This is a genomic window from Salipiger mucosus DSM 16094 (assembly GCF_000442255.1).
GTDB lineage: Bacteria > Pseudomonadota > Alphaproteobacteria > Rhodobacterales > Rhodobacteraceae > Salipiger > Salipiger mucosus.
In genome coordinates this window covers 1-15,330 of the sequence record NZ_KE557300.1, presented here as the reverse complement: position 1 = coordinate 15,330, position 15,330 = coordinate 1, and the positions used below count along the sequence as shown (strand labels likewise).

Here is a 15,330-nt window from a genome sequence, read left to right as displayed (position 1 = left end):
CGCGGCTCCTCTGCCTCGCGCTGGAACGCGGCGCCACGGCGGCGCTCGACACCGGGCGCCTGCGAACGGTCGAAACCCTCGCCACCGAATGCCGCGAGCTCGCGCGGCGCAGCGGCCTCGGCCGGCTGGAATCACTCGCCTGGGCAAGGCTCACCACCTGCGCCGCCCGCCGCGCCCGCTGGGCCGAGGCCTACGCGCTCAACACCGCCCACCGCGCCCGGATCACCGAAGCCGGCATCGACGACATCGGTGTCGCCGACGCCCTGCTCGCCGCGCTCGAGGACGGCAGCCTGCGCTAGTCCGCGCAGCTCAGCGCCGCGCGCGGCCGGCCCAGCGAGGCCCGAAGCTGGATCGCCTCCTCGATCAGCCCCAGGTCGCGCAGGTCGGCGATGCGCGCCGCCAGCCCCGGCACCTCAGAGGCACTGCAGGCGGCCTCGACCGCCGCGATCCGGGGCCAGTGGCCCGGCGCATCGGGCCAGCCCTCCGCCCCGGCGGCGGCCTCCAGCGCCTGCCGGCAGGCCCCCTGCGGAGCCGCCGACTGCAAGGCCCGCGCGAACCCGTCGCGCAGCCAGGCGTCCTGCCGCATCATGAAGTCGAAGAAGGGCTGGTTGTGGTTCCAGTGCTCCTGCCGCTCGATCACCACGGACTCGGCAGTGGCCTCCTGCAGGGGCACCAGCGCGGCAAAGGGGAACTCCAGCCCGAGATGCCCGTCCAGCGCGGCCCGGAACAGCCGCTGCAGCACGGTGAACTGGCGCATCTCGTCCAGCACCTCCGCCGCGCCGGGATTCAGCGCCACCGCCCGCGCGACCATGCCGCGCAACTCATTGGCAAAGCTCGGGAAAATCCACGGCTCCCAGTCCTCGGATATCGCCATCTCCTCGCGCGACAGCGCCTCCGGCACCGCCTGCACGATGAAGTCCAGCGGCCAGAGCGGCCCCTCCGCCCCCTCCCCCGTCAGGAAGCCCAGCCCCGGGTCCACCTCGTAGGGAACCTCGCGCACGCCGCTGTCGACCGAGTAGGTCGTCTCGCTGTAGAGCCCGGTCAGGTGCCGCCCGCAGGCCTCGGGCCCGGCGGCCTCGGTGAAGCACGACAGCAGGCGCCCGGCCCCGCCGAACCGCATGCCGTAGCCGGCATAGGTCTCCAGCGGAAAGCACGAGGCCCCCGTGCCGCAGGACCGCGCATGGTCGAAGGCCCCGCGCATGTCCGGCCCCAGCTGGTCGAGGATCGCGGGCGTGTTGTCCTCGGGCCCCGCGTAGCGCAGGATCTGCCCGAAGCCGGTCACCGCGTTCCGCGCCACCCGAAGCGGCTCGGCCGCGGTGTTGGCCTCGTCGAACATCACCGCGTCGACGAAACGGTCGATCTGGATCGCCGAGCAGGCAAAGCGCGTGTCCTCGAAGGCCGGATGCACCACCACGCGCCGCGTCGGCACCTCGAGCGGGGCATCCTCGGCGGCGAAGAGCGGCAGCGTCGCCGCGACCACCCGCCCGTCGGCGGCATAGCTCAGCGCGTGATGCGCGATGGCCGGATCGAAGGGACCCATCTCGTGGCGCCCGCCCTCGCGGGTCGTCAGCACGAGGGTCAGCCCGCCGTCCCGCATCGCCCAGTCGAACCCGGTGATATCCGCCGCATCGCCGCCCTCGGGGCTGCGCCCGATCACGACACCGCCGACCCGGCGGTTGAAGCGCACGGCGCGATAGGACTTCGCCGCCACCCGCGACTTGCCCGAGGCGCTGGCCGTCCGCGACGGCCCGCCGCCGCCACCTCCCCCGGCGCCGGCGGCGTTGTCCAGCACCGCCGGGAAGAGATCGCCATAGGCGCTCGCCCCGGCCCCGCCGCCGCCGGGCCGCAGCGGAGAGCCCGGCGCGCTGCGGTGCAGCGAACCCGGATCGATGCGCCCGGTGCGCACGTCATCGACATAGCGCCCCGCCCGCCCGGCGGAGCGGCTCTCGAAATCCGTGATGATCCGGCGGTCGCGGTCGCTCATCGCCTCCAGCACGAAATCGGCGCGCACCTCGGGCGCATACCCGTGCGGGATCGTCCCGGTGCGCGCGGCGGTCCGCGCCACGTCCGCCGTCACCCGGTCGGCCAGCAGCTGCACCTGGTGGCTGCGCAGCATCGCCTCGTCGGCAAAGGCCACGCGCAGGAACTGCTCCGCCGCGAGATCCGGCGCCACCGGCCGTGCCGCCGCCGCCCGCAGGCTGGTCCAGACGCGCTCGTTCTGGCGCAGCTGCGCAATCCGCCGGTCGACCGGCGGGTCGAGGATGGCGTCGATCGGCGGCGCGTTGGTGTTGGCATGCGAGGCATGCACCGTGTAGGCCGCCCCGCCCTGCGCATTGGCGGCCCCCACCGCGGCGGCCGCGGGCCGGGCCGAAACCGCGAGGATGCGCTGCCGCGCGTTCACCGCCGCCAGATCGAAGCGCTGGCGCGGTCCGAAGACAGGCCCCGGCCCGCGCGGCGCGACCCCGGCCTGCACCGCCCGCGCAAAGCTCGCCCGCATCGAGGCGCGCAGCATGGTCGTCGTGGCCTCGTCCGAGGCCAGGTCAGAGGCATCGGCCTCCGCAGGCGCCTCGGTCCGCGCAGCGGCGGTCTGCACCGACTGCGCCGAGAGCCGCCCGGCGAGACCCAGCTCGGCCTCCTTCAGCGAGGCCGTCACCCCGGCCCCCAGCGCGTTGGTCCCCAGTCCGACGAAGCCCAGCAGGAAGGCGATCACGGCGGCATGGCGCGCGGCCCGTCCAAGGCCGCCCGCGCCTTTCGTCACCGCCTCGCTGGTGCCACCGGCCAGGATCCAGCCGCGCAGGTCCTCGGGCTCGGCCCCGGCCCGCGATCGCCCCTCGGCGAGGTGGTTGCGCAGCCTGTGCTCGACCAGCCGGTCGGCCAGCGCCGCGCGCCGCGCCGCCTCGGGCGCGACGATGCCCTCGGGGTCCACCTCGGCCCGCGCCAGCGTGGTCGTCACCGGGCCGGTCATGCCCTCCAGCTCCAGGGGAAAGTCCGCCTTCAGCTTCCCGAGCTGCTGGCCGATCCCCTCGGCCGCCTCGCGCAGCCGCGTGGCCTCCTCGCCCTGCCCTTCGGCCTCGGCCTGCCCGGCGCGCGCCTCCAGCTGCGCCCGGATCCCGGCAAGATCGAGCAGCGACATGGGCTGTTCGGAGTTGTCCTTGAAGGTCAGGATTTGCGCCGCGAGCATCGTCTCCACGGTCTTTCGGGCCTGCCCCGTCAGCGCCTCCGCGCGTTCGTCGACCCCGGCGGTGATCCTCGGATCGACCTCCTCCGCGGCCGCCCGCAACGCCACCATGTCGAGCGCATCCGCCTGCGCCCGCAGCGCCGCCCTGCGGGCCTCGAGCGCCGTGTCCCAGCGCTCGCCCGCCCTTCGGCGCGAGACCACCATCCAGATCAGCCCGATGACCGCGATGCTCGCCCCCCAGAGCGAGAGCGAGGCCGTCTGGACCTGGTCCAGCACCGTCTGGGCCTGCTGCCGCAGCGCCATGAGGCCCAGCAGGTCGGAGTCCGTGTTCCCGACGGCCGAGACATGAAGGTTGAGCGCGAGGAGCCCCAGCAGCACGATCGCGAAGGCGATGACGCCGGCCAGCGCGATGTCCCTGAGCGCCCCCGCTCCCGCGAGGCGCCGGTTCATCCGGGCCAGATCGCCTGGCTCGGCGGCCAGCGCCCGACGTCTCAGGCGGGGCAGGTAGAGCCAGGACAGGCCGAGCCAGAGAAGGAAAAAAGCGAAACCAATACCAAGCAGTTCGGGCGAAAATCCGATGTTCATGGCGAAATCCAAACAATTTTAGGTATAAAATGTGCTCGGATCTTACCCTAAAACGGGCGTTCGCGAAAGATCCTTCAATCGCCGCCCAGCCCCGCCTCAGTCGAGGTCGTCGAAGGCCTCCGGAGACAGCTCCTTCCAGAAGGCCACGATGGCCTCGGCGTTCAGGGCCGACATCCAGCCATGCCGCTCGAAATCCTCGCGGGCGGAGCCCTCGAGGCGGGTCATGAAGAGCCGCTTGTCCGCGTCCCTCTGGGTCGGCTTGCGGGCCGCGGCAAGGTCCCGGATCCGGGCAAGGCGGCGGGCGCGGGCGGAACTCGGCGGGGCCGGGTTTCGTGGCGAAACCGGCGGTCGCGTGCTGCCGTAGTCTTCCTTCAGGGCCTTCGTGATGTAGCCCACGGCGTTCTTCACGCCCCCCTGCCCCGCCACGTAATCGAGCTTCTCGCGCACGTAGCGCTCGCCGTGTTCGGCGATCCACTGCCGCGCCAGCCGGTCGCTGATGCCGAGCGCACGCAGCCGGCTGTAGACCTCGGTGTTGCGCAGCCCCTCGCCGTCGTCGAGGTCGAGGATCGCGAGTTGCGGGTTCTCGGCGATGCGAAAGCGGATGTCCGTCACCGAGCGCCCCATCTTGCGCACCTCGGGCGTCACCACGATGTTCGAGGTCTTGTTCACCTCCGTGACCGCCGGCTTGATGATCTTGGCGTTGAGGTGCTTGTAGGTCTCGTAATACGGGCTGTCGGCCACCCCCATGAGCCGCCGGAACAGGTCCAGCGACCACCAGCCCGTGGAGCCCGTGCGCACGAAGCGATAGCAGTTCTCGTAGAGCGCCAGCGCATGGCCGCTGGTGAAGCGGCGCTGGATGTTGAGGTTGATCAGCGCGAAGACCTTGGGGTCGTGCAGTTTCTCGGCCAGCGCCGGGGAATAGGCGTATTCGCAGATCCCGCCCTTGAGCTTGGCGTAGCTCAGCAGCGCCGAGACGCCCCACTCCTGCTTGCCCTCGGCATCGAGCATGTCCCACTCGGCCACCGTCTCGGCCAGGCCGCGCAGGGACTGCTTGAGCGTCTCCATGTCGTTCGAGTTGTAGCCGATCATCAGGCAGAGCGTGCGCGCGTCCATCTGGTGACTCGCCTGCGAGGTCAGCGTGTCGTAGGCGTTAAGCAAGAGCACGTTCGACAGCTTGCGCTGCAACAGCGTCAGCTTGCCCGAGACGTGGATCGCCGCCACGTGTTTCTTGACGGCGCCGCGGCGCAACGGGCCCGTCAGCTGGTCACGGGGAATATCGTCCATCCTGCCTCGCTCGCGGGTGTGACCCGCCTGTCCTTCCGGCGCACTTCGGCGCCCTCTGCCCGATCCGGGATCGTGGTGAGCGACTCGCGCCGACCTGCCCCGGTTATCCACATGGTCGCCGAAAAGGTATCCGCGGGCAAGAGACAATCGGGAACCTAAGGCCCTGCATGGGCGAAGCTCACGCCGGACGTCCGACGGGTCCGAAAGGTATCCGTTTGCGGGATCGCCCGCGGCCGAGGCGCGGTGCCGGTGATCCGATTCGACGCGATGCGACCCTAATACAGCCTAAAACCGCCGTTCTGTGCAGGGTTTTGGGCGCAACACCGCGAATCGGCGCCCTCGATCCCGGAAACGGGTCCCCTTTCTCCCGTATCCGGTGCCTTTCGATCCCGCAGACGGGGACCCTGGTGGCCTTATCTATCTGTTATGGAAGGCAGTTTCGCGGAACAAAGTCCTTAAAGACTAAAAAAGATTCTGAAACGACTGCATGCGTTCCCTGAATTTTTCATGGAAAGACCGGATGAGGGCGCTGCGCGATTCACAAGACCCCCTCCATGTGCCATAGTCGGACGCATATCGCGGCAAACAGCGAACATGGCACGAGGCAACATGGCACAGAAACCCGGCGGTCCCGGCAGGGCCGACCTGCCCCCGTATTTCAACATCGACCCCGAGGCCGCGGCAAGCCGCCTCTCCGATCCCATCGACACGGCGCGTTTCGCCAAGGCCGCGGCCTTTGCCACGCGCGGGCGCGACGACCTCGCCCGCCGGGGCTATGCGCCCGACGGGGCCAAGCGGCTGCGCCGGTTCTCGACCTGGGAAATCTGCCGCTACCTCATCCCCGTGGCCCCCGCCCACCTGCGCCGGGTGCTGCGCCAGAACCCCGAGCTGCCGCAGGGCGAAGGCGAAGGCGGCTCGAAGTGGTTCACGCTGGAGGAAGTGCTGAGCCTGCGCGACCACTTCGCGGAGGAAGGCGCCAAGGATCGCGAATACCGTGCCTGGCGGCCCGAGGGATTGCCCGCGAAGGTGGTGGCCGTGGCCAACTTCAAGGGCGGCGTGGGCAAGACCTCGACCTGCGCGCATCTTGCCATGTCGGCCGCGCTCGACGGCTACCGCGTGCTGGTGGTGGACCTCGACAGCCAGGGCTCGATGACCTCGATTATGGGCGGCAAGGTCGAGGACGAATGGCAGACCGTCTTTCCGCTGCTGGCCCGCGACTACGCGCTGCATCTCCAGCAGGAAAACCGCGTCCGCGAGGCCGAAGGACAGACACCTTTCCCGTTCGACGAAACGCTGACCGAGGCGTTAACGGTTTCGCCACGAAACCTTGTCCAGAATACCCATTGGCCCAACATCGACCTGATCGGGGCGCAGCTGAACCTCTACTGGGCGGAGTTCCAGGTGCCGGTCTGGCGGATGCAGACGCGGTCCTGGCCGCTCTGGGACTCGCTGCTCAACGCGCTGGCCGAGGAGCGGGATGCTCGCCGATTACGACATCGTGCTGCTCGATACGCCCCCGGCGCTGGGATACCTGACGATCAACGCGCTCTCGGCGGCGGACATCCTGCTGGTGCCGCTGGGCGCCTCCTTCCTGGAGTTCGACAGCACGGGGCGGTTCTTCGACATGATCTACTCGACCTTCGCCTCGATCGAGGAGGGCGAGAACCGGGCGCGGCGCTCGGACGGGCTGCCGGAGATGCGCTTCGAATGGGACGCGGTGCGCGCGCTGGTGACGCGCTTCGACGCGGGCCAGCAGACGGACCTGGCCAACGTGATCCAGGCCTACTTCGGGGACTTCATGACGACCTACCGGCAGGAGATGACCGCGCTGGTCGGGCAGGCCGGCGAACAGGTGAGCGGGATCTACGAGATCGATTACCGCGACTTCAACCGCGACACCTACGTGCGCGGGCGCGAGACCTTCGACGCCACCTACGCCGCCTTCAAGCGGCTGCTGACCGGGGTCTGGCGGCGCGAGGAACTGGCCGCCCGCGAGGCCGCCGAATGAGCGCCGCGCGCCGCGTCAAGCCGGGGTTCACCCCGGCCTGCCAGCCTGCCGCGAGAGGTTTTCAGAGGAGTGCCCCATGGCCAAACGCAAGCGCCTGACCCCCGCCCAGCCCGGCATGTTCGGCACGCCCTCCGCCGGCCTGTCCCGCGCGCCCATCGCCGAGGTGGCCGGCGAGGCCGCCGCGGCCTCGGCCTTCGACGAGGTGGCGGGCGAGCTTGCCCGGGCCCGCGACGAGGGCCGCCTGGTGCTGCGCCTGCCGCTGGGCGAGATCGACACCGGCCACATGACGCGCGACCGGCTGGCGCTGGAGCCCGAGGCCTTCGCCGAGCTCAAGGACAGCCTGCGCGCCCGCGGCCAGCAGACCCCGGTCGAGGTGCTGGGTCTCGGCGGCGACGAGGCGGGGGCGCGCAGTGCGAAAGAGAGCGCGTCCCCGCGCTACGGCCTGATCTCGGGCTGGCGGCGCATGCTGGCCCTGCGCGAGCTCCACGAGGAGACCGGCGAGACGCGCTTCGCCGAGGTGCTGGCCCTGCTGCGCCGCCCCGAGGACACCGGCGCGGCCTGGCGCGCCATGGTCGAGGAGAACGAGATCCGCGCGGCGCTGTCGCTCTACGAGCGCGCCCGCGTGGTGCGCGAGGCGCTGCGGCAGGGGGTCTTCGACAGCGAGAAGGCGGCGCTGCACGGGCTCTTCCCGGCGGTCTCCTACTCCAAGCGCTCGAAAATCAAGACCGCGATGGCGGTGGCCGCGGCGCTCGACGGCGCGCTGCGCTTTCCGGACCGGCTGTCCGAGCATGCCGTCCTGGCGCTGGCGCGGCGGCTCTCGGAGGATGCCGAGCTGGGCCCCCGGCTGCGCGCGGCGCTGACGCGCGAGGCCCCCGGCACCGCCGAGGCCGAGGCGGCGCTGATCGAGCGTCTCTCGCGGCCCGCGGCCGATCCCGCGCCCGCGCGGGAGGCCGCCCCGGCGCCCGCGCCGAAGGAGCGTTTCGACGAATGCCACCGCTTCTCGCCCCGGCTGCGGATGGAGATCGACGACGCCGGCCAGCGGCTGGTGATCTCGGGCGAGCGGGTGGACGCGGACCTCGTGAACGAGCTCAAGCTCTGGCTCGCGGCCCGCGCCTGACGGATCCGGGCCGCGAAACCTTTCGCATGCGAAAGGTTTCGCCCGCCCCCTCGCGCCCCGGGGCCGTTGCGCCCGGGCCCCTCGCGGCGCGCGGTGGGCCTGCAAAGCCTTAAGCCCGCCCGCCCTAGCCTCCCCGGCGACCACATGCCCGAGGGAGTTCCCATGGCCGACGACCGTTCGCCGATCCTGTCCCTGCCCTACCTGCAGCCCGCGCAGGCGCAGAAGCACGTCACCCACAACGAGGCGCTGCGCCTGCTCGATGTCGCGGTGCAGCTCGCCGTCGCCGACCGCGACCGCACCGATCCGCCCTCGGGCCCGGCGCCGGGCGACCGGCATATCGCGGCCCCCGGCGCGACTGGCGCCTGGGCCGGGCAGGACGGCACCGTCGCGCTCTGGACCGGGAGCGCCTGGGAGTTCTTCGCCCCCCTGCCCGGCTGGCGTGCGCGGGTGCTCTCCGAGGGGCTGGAGGTGGTCTTCGACGGCAGCGCCTGGGCGCCCGCGGTCGGCTTCGACAATCTCGCCGGTGTCGGGATCAACGCGAGCGCCGACGCCACCAACCGGCTCGCGGTCTCGGCCCCGGCCACGCTGCTGGGCCACGAGGGCGCGGGCCACCGGCTGGTCATCGACAAGGCCGGCCCGGCCGAGACCGCGAGCCTGCTGTTCCAGACCGGCTGGTCCGGCCGGGCCGAGATGGGCACCGCCGGCAACGACGACTTCTCGATCAAGCTCAGCCCCGACGGGGCGAGCTGGACCACGGCGCTGCGCCTCGACGCGGGCGGCGGCGCCTCGGGCGCGGCGGTGCAGCAGGGGCCGCAGGACGTGACGCCGGGACGGCTGGCGCGGGCGGATCTTGTCTACGGGCCGGGCAACCTGCTGGGGCCGGTCTCGCAGCAGGCCGGCCAGCCCGCCGGCGCGGTGATCGAGCGGGGCAGCAATGCCAACGGCGACTACGTCCGCTTCGCCGACGGCACGCAGATCTGCACCGGCACGGTGGACTACGCCGGCATCTCCTGCAGCTACGGCTACGCCGGCGGCTACCGCTCGACCGCGGGGCCCAGCGTGGGCTTCGCCGCCGCCTTCGCCGCCGACCCGCGGGTGATCGTCTGCCCCGACGACATCGGCGACAGCGACGCGCTGGTCGCCGGCGTGGTGGTCTCGCAGCCCACGCATTTCTCGGTGCGGCTGTTCCGCGTCACCAGCGGCACGGCGGATTTCCGCGGCGGTTTCCTGGCCATCGGCACCTGGACCTGAGCCGGGGCCGCCGGGGCAGGGACGGCGTGGGGACGGATTGGGGACGGGGGCTCAGCGCTCCAGCAGGTCGCGGTAGTAGCTGTGCAGGAACAGCAGCCCCACGGTCGCGCAGATCAGCGCCAGGCCGTAGGTGAAGACCGGGTCGATGTAGGTGCCCCGGTAGCTGTAGTAGAAGGCGCGGCGCGCCTCGCCCACGGCGTGCACCAGCGGGTTCCATTCCAGCCAGGTGCGGTAGGGGTCGGGGATCCTGTCGTGCAGGAAGATCACCCCCGAGAGCAGCATCAGCGGCCGCGTGATCACCGACCAGACCGTCGACCAGATCGCGTGCCGCGAGACCAGCAGGCAGTTCATCACCCCCACCCCGAAGCCGGTGGCCGCGGCCATGCCGTAGGCATTGAGCAGCGCCCCGAGATCGAGGATCGTGCGGGTGTCCATGGTGACCTTGATGAAGGTGAAGATGATCACCCCGACGGCCGCCTGGGTCAGGACGGTCAGCGCGAAACGGGCCAGCAGGGCGTCGACGAAGGTCACCCGGGGATAGGCCAGAAGCTGGCGCGAGTAGTTGATCGCCTGCTGCGTCTTGCTCGAGGTGTTCACGAACATCAGGAAGGGCAGCAGCCCGCTGGCGTAGTAGATCGCGAAGTTGTCGCCCAGCGGTGGCGAACGGAAGCCCAGCGAGAAGATCACCACCATGGCGGCGACGCCCGCCGCGGGCTCGAGGATGGCCCAGAGGTAGCCGCCCGGCGACCGGCCGTAGGAGGTCGCCATCTCGCGCAGGATGAGCGCCATGATGGTGCGCATGCTGGCGAAGCGCGGCAGCGCTTCCTGCACGCGCCGGAGTTTCGGTGCACTCGGGTCTGACTGGGCCATGACGTCCTTGCCGGGCTGTAGGCGGCGATACTCTCAGAGCCGCCGAACGGGTGCAAGGCCGCCCAGACCGCCCGAACCTTTCGCATGCGAAAGGTCGCGCGCTCAGGGCCTGGCGCCGCCGCCCGGCCGTCCCTGGTTCTGTCCCTGGCCCTGGCCGCCGCGCTGCTGGCGGGCCATCTGCGACTGCATCCGGCCCATCATGTCGATCCAGGCCAGCGAGAGATCGCGCAGGCGCGCGACCTCGGGCGAGTCGAGCGCGGGCATCTCCGCGCCGGGCGTCTCGAGCGCGCGCTCCAGCGCCGGCGTCATCACCGCCTCGCCGAAGACCTCGGCATCGCAGCGCGCGGCATCCTCGGCGAAGGCCGCGCGCACCTTTCCGGCGAGCGCCGCGGGGATGCCGACGCGCCCCTCGCTGAAGGAGGGCATCGCCTCGAGCTGGCCGCCCAGGCGCTGCAGGATGGCCGCGCGCTGCTTGTTCGGGGCGGGGTTGCGCTCGCGCAGGGTGGCGCGGAAGGCGCGCATGAAGGCCAGCCCCTCGGGGTTGAGCGAGCGGTTCTCGTTGGGGATCTTCTCGACCAGCGGCACCGCGCCGGTGCCCGCGGCGCAGAGGCCCAGGAAATCCTGCACCGCGCAGCCGCCGGTCAGCCGGTCGCGGATCATCGGGCGCACGGTCAGGGCCTCGCCGAAGGTCTCGCGCCAGGCGGCGAGGCGCGCGGCGTAGTGGAACCGGCCCTCGGTGCTCATTTCCTCGAGGAACTCCGCGAGATCGCCCAGGAAGAGCCCCTGCCGCACGTTCTGCGCGTAGCCCGACAACAGGCGCGCGGCGTGGGGGCGCACGTAGATCACCACGCTCAACGCCTCGAGCGCGGCGGGGGCGAACTGCTCGAGCGCGGCGCGCACCGCCTGCGGCGGGGCGAACTCGAAGCGCTCGGAGGAGAGGACCACGACGTCGGCCCCGGACTGGGCGAACTCCTGCCCGAAGCGGCCCCAGGCCCGGTCGCGGTGGGCCAGCGCGTCCGTCTGGTGGACCGAGTTGGACAGCCGGTGGTGGTTCAGCCCGTCGCGGCGCCCGCCCTGGGCGTAGTGCAGGCGGGGGGCGTCGTCGCCGGTGAAGCGGTAGCTGCCGAGCTGCAGCACGGACTGGATGGCGGTGCTGCCGGACTTGCAGTCGCCGGCGTGCAGGACGAGGCGGGGCATGGGCGGGTCTCCTCGGGAGGGGTCAGGGCGTGGCCAGCGGCGCGGGCCGCAGCACGTAGCGGATGTCGTCGGCCATGAACCCCAGCGCCATCGGGCGCTTGAGCCCGGGCAGGACGGCCACGTCGTAGAGCTCGGAAACCACGCCGCGGATCTCGAGCAGGTGCTCGACCTCGCCGGTCTTCAGGTTCAGCACCAGCACGCCGCAAATCGGCTCCTTGCCGGCGGCGGCGAGGCGTTCGTTCAGCTCGAGCCCCTCGAAGGTCTTGTCCTTGCGCGGCCCCGAGACGCCGATGATCGCGTGATCGCCCACGAAGCCCAGCCCGCGCGCGAAGCCGGGCAGCTCGCAGACCGTCTCGAAGGCGCCGGTCCGCGGGTCGACATGGCCGAAGAGGCCGCGGCCCGACTGGATCACCCAGAGCCTGCCCTGGTAGAGCCGCGGCGAATGCGGCATCGACAGCCCCTCGGCCACGATCTCGCCCGAGGGGACCTCGAGGATCACGCCGCCGTCGCGGCGCCGGTCGGACCAGCCGCGCCTGAAGTTGGTGGTGGCCACGCAGGTGACGTATCTCGCCGCGCCCGCCTCGAAGGCGGCGCCGTTGAGGTGGCAGCGGTCCTCGGCGACGATGGCGTCGATGAAGGGCGGCTTCCAGATCGGCACGAAGCTGTGGCGGTCGTCGAGCGTGGCCAGGCAGTTCATCCGGGTCGCCACGAAGACCGGGCGGCCGTCGGGCCCCTCGGTCATGTCGTGCACGTCGATCTCGCCGGTGGTGTGCCCCGAGACCGGCACGTAGACCGCGTCGTAGTCCTGGTAGAGCTGGCCGGGATCGAGGAAGTTCTCCATCCGCCAGAGCTGGAACAGCGAGCTCATCCAGATGGTGCCGTTCGAGACCGACAGCCCCATGCAGCGCGGGAAGGTGCGTTCGAAGACCGAGATCCGCCCGGCGCGGTTCACCCCGACGAAGAAGATCTTGCCCGCCTGGTAGGTGGTGAAGGCCAGCGAGATGCCGCGCGTCGCGAGGAACCCGGCGAGCCCGGGGCTTTCCAGCAGCTGCAGCGGCGGCTGGCCCTGCTGCGGGGTCCCGGTCTCCTGCGGGGCCTGCCCGCCCTCCGTGGCGGGCGCGTGGCCCGCGCCGGACCCTGTCTTGCCGTATGACACACCGTCCCCCGGAATCATAAAACTGCGTATGGGGTTAGCCGACAAACACAATTTTAAAAAGGGTAGACTGAAGTCACAATATTGGGCAATGTCCCGGGTGACGAGGCTGGCGGAACATTCTCCGGTCACGAGTATTACGTTTTCACTGGAGAATTCCGATGCCCGCTTTCGGTTCGCGCTTTCCCTGGCAGAACAGCCTTTACACCTACGGCGGCTACAGTGAGCTAAGCGGTTTCGACGTCGCCATGATCGGCGATTTCAACGGCGACGGACTGGTGGATTTCGCCATCGCCGACCCCTACGCCGACCGGCGGGTGGTCACCACCTATACCAACACCTACACCATCGGCGGCACGCCCTACACCTACACCTATACCTACACGTCCAACTACTCGAACGAGGGCGCGGTCGCGATCGTCTTCGGCGACGGCACGCCGCTGCCGCCCGAGGTCGACCTCGAGACCCTGACCCCCGAGCAGGGCTTCGTGATCCGCGGCGCGAACAGCTTCGACGAGTTCGGCAACGCGGTGGCCGCCGCGGGCGACGTGAACGGCGACGGCTACGCCGACGTGATCATCGGCGCGGGCGATAGCGACTATACCTATTCCGGCGACTTCGGAGCCAACGCCGGGCGCGGCTACGTGATCTTCGGCGCGGCCTCGCCCAACGTGGATGCGGACAACGAGATGCGTGCGGGCTCCTTCGCGCCCGGCGATGCAATGGTGCTGGTCGGAGAGCGCGGCGACCATGCCGGCTGGGAGGTGCTCGAGGTCGGGGACTTCAACGGCGACGGCGTGGGCGAGGCCGGCATCGCGCTGCGCGGCGCGCCGACCTCGACATTCACCTACGGCTATACCTACTATAGCTACTACGGCGGCATCTACACCTATACCTACACCGTTACGCGGGAGGGGCCGGGCGAGGTGCTGCTGCTGTCGGGGGACGACAGCGGCGGGCTGCCGAGCTACGTCGACCTGGGCGCGCCGCCGGCGGACGCCGTGCGGCTGACCAACCCGGGCCAGCTCCAATACAACTGGACGGGCAGCTCCTACGTCGCCAGCTACGATACCGCCGACAACCCGACCGGCTTCGGAGACAGCGCCGACGGGGGCGGGGACTTCAACGGTGACGACATCGCCGACGTCATCGTGGGCGCCGCCTACTTCGACGACGCGCGGATCGAGACCTACGCGACCTACAGCGGCACCTATTCGTCGGCTCAGACCGACTTCAACGCCGGCGCGGCCTATGTCTTCTTCGGCGAGACCGGCGCCAGCGGCGAGATCTCGACGACCGACCTCGACGGCAGCAACGGCTTCACCTTCGTCGGGCGCGACGGCTACGACTACGCGGGCAGCTCGGTGGCCTCGGTCGGCGACGTGAACGGCGACGGCTTCGACGACTTCCTGATCGGGGCGCCGGGGGCCGCGACGACCTACACCTACACGGTGCAGACCACCTATACCTACAGCGTCTTCACCAGCTACAGCACCTACATCGACCCGTTCTTCACCTACGTCGGGTCGGGCAGCGGCTCCTACACCCACGACGGCTACAGCAACTACAACTTCGTATCCTACGGCGGCAGTTACAACTTCGGGGGCGGCGGCTACACCACCTACATCCCGTACACGTACTTCTCTACCTACACCTATACAAACACCTACACCGGCTCGATCAACGGCACCGGGCAGGCCTACCTGGTGCTGGGCCAGGCCGGCGGCATGCCGGCCCGGATCACGCCGGACGATCTCAATTCCTCGCTGGGCTTCCAGATCGGCGGCGACGGCACGGGCTATGGTCTCGGTCGCACCGTGGCCGGTATCGGCGACGTGAACGGCGACGGCTACGACGACATCCTCGTGGTCGATCGCGTTTACTCAACCTATTATAATTACAGCCTTGGTGGCTATCTTGCCGAGAACGAGGCTCGAGCCAGCATCATCTTCGGTAAGGGCACTACGCCCACCGAAACGGTGATTGTCGATGAACTCGACGGGGATGACGGGTATCGGATTCTGGTCGGGCCATTCAACCAGCTCAGTACTGCCGCTGCCATGGAAGCCGTAGACGGCGGCGACGTGAACGGGGACGGTTTCAGCGACATCCTCTTCGGCCGCGTCGATGGTGTGACCTACAGCCTTACTTCCTATGGCGCCTACGTAAACCCAATCCAAACACCCTCGACGATGTTCTTCGGTGGCTCGGATGCCCGCTTTGCCTACCTCGACGGCTACGACGGCCTGCAGGACGGCGAGATCGACTCCACGCTCTTCGGGGCCAACCTGTTCATCGCCGACGTCTACGACGAGACCGAGACCGGCACCGGCATGGACGACACCATGCTCGGCCTCGACGGCAACGACCAGCTCGACGGCGCGGGCGGGAACGACCTGATCCGCGGCATGGAGGGCTGGGACACGCTGACGGGCGGCGCCGGCGACGACACGCTCGACGGCGGCGACGACTACGACACGGCCGACTTCTCGGGGGCCGCGGGTCCGGTGACGGTGGACCTCGTGGCGGGCACGGCCACGGGCGAGGGCGCCGACACGCTGATCGGCATCGAGCACGCCACCGGCTCCAACTTCGTCGACGTGCTGCGCGGCACCGAGGAACACGGCAACCGGCTGAGCGGCGCGGGGGGCGGCGATTTCCTCCGGGGCTACGGCGGCGGCGACGAC

The 15,330-nt window shown here is 70.3% G+C and carries 8 protein-coding genes and 2 pseudogenes; 5 read left to right on the top strand and 5 right to left on the bottom strand.

Going from position 1 to position 15,330, the window contains the following annotated elements; genetic code table 11:
* On the top strand, positions 1 to 299 hold a 299-nt coding region (locus SALMUC_RS30810), incomplete at its 5' end, for a hypothetical protein (protein WP_037373158.1).
* Here the strand turns inward: SALMUC_RS30810 and SALMUC_RS27760 are convergent.
* On the bottom strand, positions 296 to 3,763 hold the full coding sequence (locus SALMUC_RS27760) for a hypothetical protein (RefSeq protein WP_037373156.1): 3,468 nt from the start codon (positions 3,761 to 3,763) through the stop codon (positions 296 to 298). The genes SALMUC_RS30810 and SALMUC_RS27760 overlap by 4 nt on opposite strands.
* Positions 3,764 to 3,859: 96 nt before the next feature.
* On the bottom strand, positions 3,860 to 5,047 hold the full coding sequence (locus SALMUC_RS27755; RefSeq protein ID WP_020040569.1) for a replication initiation protein: 1,188 nt from the start codon (positions 5,045 to 5,047) through the stop codon (positions 3,860 to 3,862).
* 609 nt (positions 5,048 to 5,656) lie between these two features.
* Between SALMUC_RS27755 and SALMUC_RS27750 the strand changes: the two are divergent.
* From SALMUC_RS27750 to SALMUC_RS27740, 3 genes and pseudogenes are all read left to right on the top strand, one after another.
* Positions 5,657 to 7,055 (top strand): annotated as a pseudogene (locus tag SALMUC_RS27750) (AAA family ATPase).
* 76 nt (positions 7,056 to 7,131) lie between these two features.
* Entirely contained in the window at positions 7,132 to 8,172 is a 1,041-nt protein-coding gene (locus SALMUC_RS27745; protein WP_020040572.1) for a ParB/RepB/Spo0J family partition protein, read from the top strand.
* A gap of 162 nt (positions 8,173 to 8,334) precedes the next feature.
* Complete coding sequence (locus SALMUC_RS27740; protein ID WP_020040573.1) at positions 8,335 to 9,423, top strand: DUF2793 domain-containing protein; 1,089 nt, start codon at positions 8,335 to 8,337, stop codon at positions 9,421 to 9,423.
* A 51-nt stretch (positions 9,424 to 9,474) separates the two neighbouring features.
* Here the strand turns inward: SALMUC_RS27740 and SALMUC_RS27735 are convergent, their stop codons facing one another.
* The 3 genes from SALMUC_RS27735 to SALMUC_RS27725 all read right to left on the bottom strand — a co-directional run bounded on the left by SALMUC_RS27735 (position 9,475) and on the right by SALMUC_RS27725 (position 12,646).
* The gene (locus SALMUC_RS27735) at positions 9,475 to 10,293 is read right to left on the bottom strand and encodes an ABC transporter permease (RefSeq protein ID WP_020040574.1); all 819 of its coding nucleotides are present in this window, start codon (positions 10,291 to 10,293) and stop codon (positions 9,475 to 9,477) included.
* Positions 10,294 to 10,395: 102 nt separating this feature from the next.
* Complete coding sequence (locus SALMUC_RS27730; RefSeq protein WP_021121128.1) at positions 10,396 to 11,490, bottom strand: hypothetical protein; 1,095 nt, start codon at positions 11,488 to 11,490, stop codon at positions 10,396 to 10,398.
* A 22-nt stretch (positions 11,491 to 11,512) separates the two neighbouring features.
* Positions 11,513 to 12,646, bottom strand: a complete 1,134-nt coding sequence (locus tag SALMUC_RS27725) for a TIGR03032 family protein (RefSeq protein WP_020040575.1) — start codon at positions 12,644 to 12,646, stop codon at positions 11,513 to 11,515.
* Between the two features lie 158 nt (positions 12,647 to 12,804).
* On the opposite strand from SALMUC_RS27725, the pseudogene SALMUC_RS27720 reads away from it, so the two are divergent.
* A pseudogene (locus SALMUC_RS27720) lies at positions 12,805 to 15,330 on the top strand (hypothetical protein); the annotation flags it as partial.

Bases quoted from the DNA above. Each gene is read 5' to 3' on its own strand.
- SALMUC_RS27760 (WP_037373156.1), bottom strand. From the start codon at position 3,763: ATGAACATCGGATTTTCGCCCGAACTGCTTGGTATTGGTTTCGCTTTT.
- SALMUC_RS27755 (WP_020040569.1), bottom strand. From the start codon at position 5,047: ATGGACGATATTCCCCGTGACCAGCTGACGGGCCCGTTGCGCCGCGGC.
- SALMUC_RS27745 (WP_020040572.1), top strand. From the start codon at position 7,132: ATGGCCAAACGCAAGCGCCTGACCCCCGCCCAGCCCGGCATGTTCGGC.
- SALMUC_RS27740 (WP_020040573.1), top strand. From the start codon at position 8,335: ATGGCCGACGACCGTTCGCCGATCCTGTCCCTGCCCTACCTGCAGCCC.
- SALMUC_RS27735 (WP_020040574.1), bottom strand. From the start codon at position 10,293: ATGGCCCAGTCAGACCCGAGTGCACCGAAACTCCGGCGCGTGCAGGAA.
- SALMUC_RS27730 (WP_021121128.1), bottom strand. From the start codon at position 11,490: ATGCCCCGCCTCGTCCTGCACGCCGGCGACTGCAAGTCCGGCAGCACC.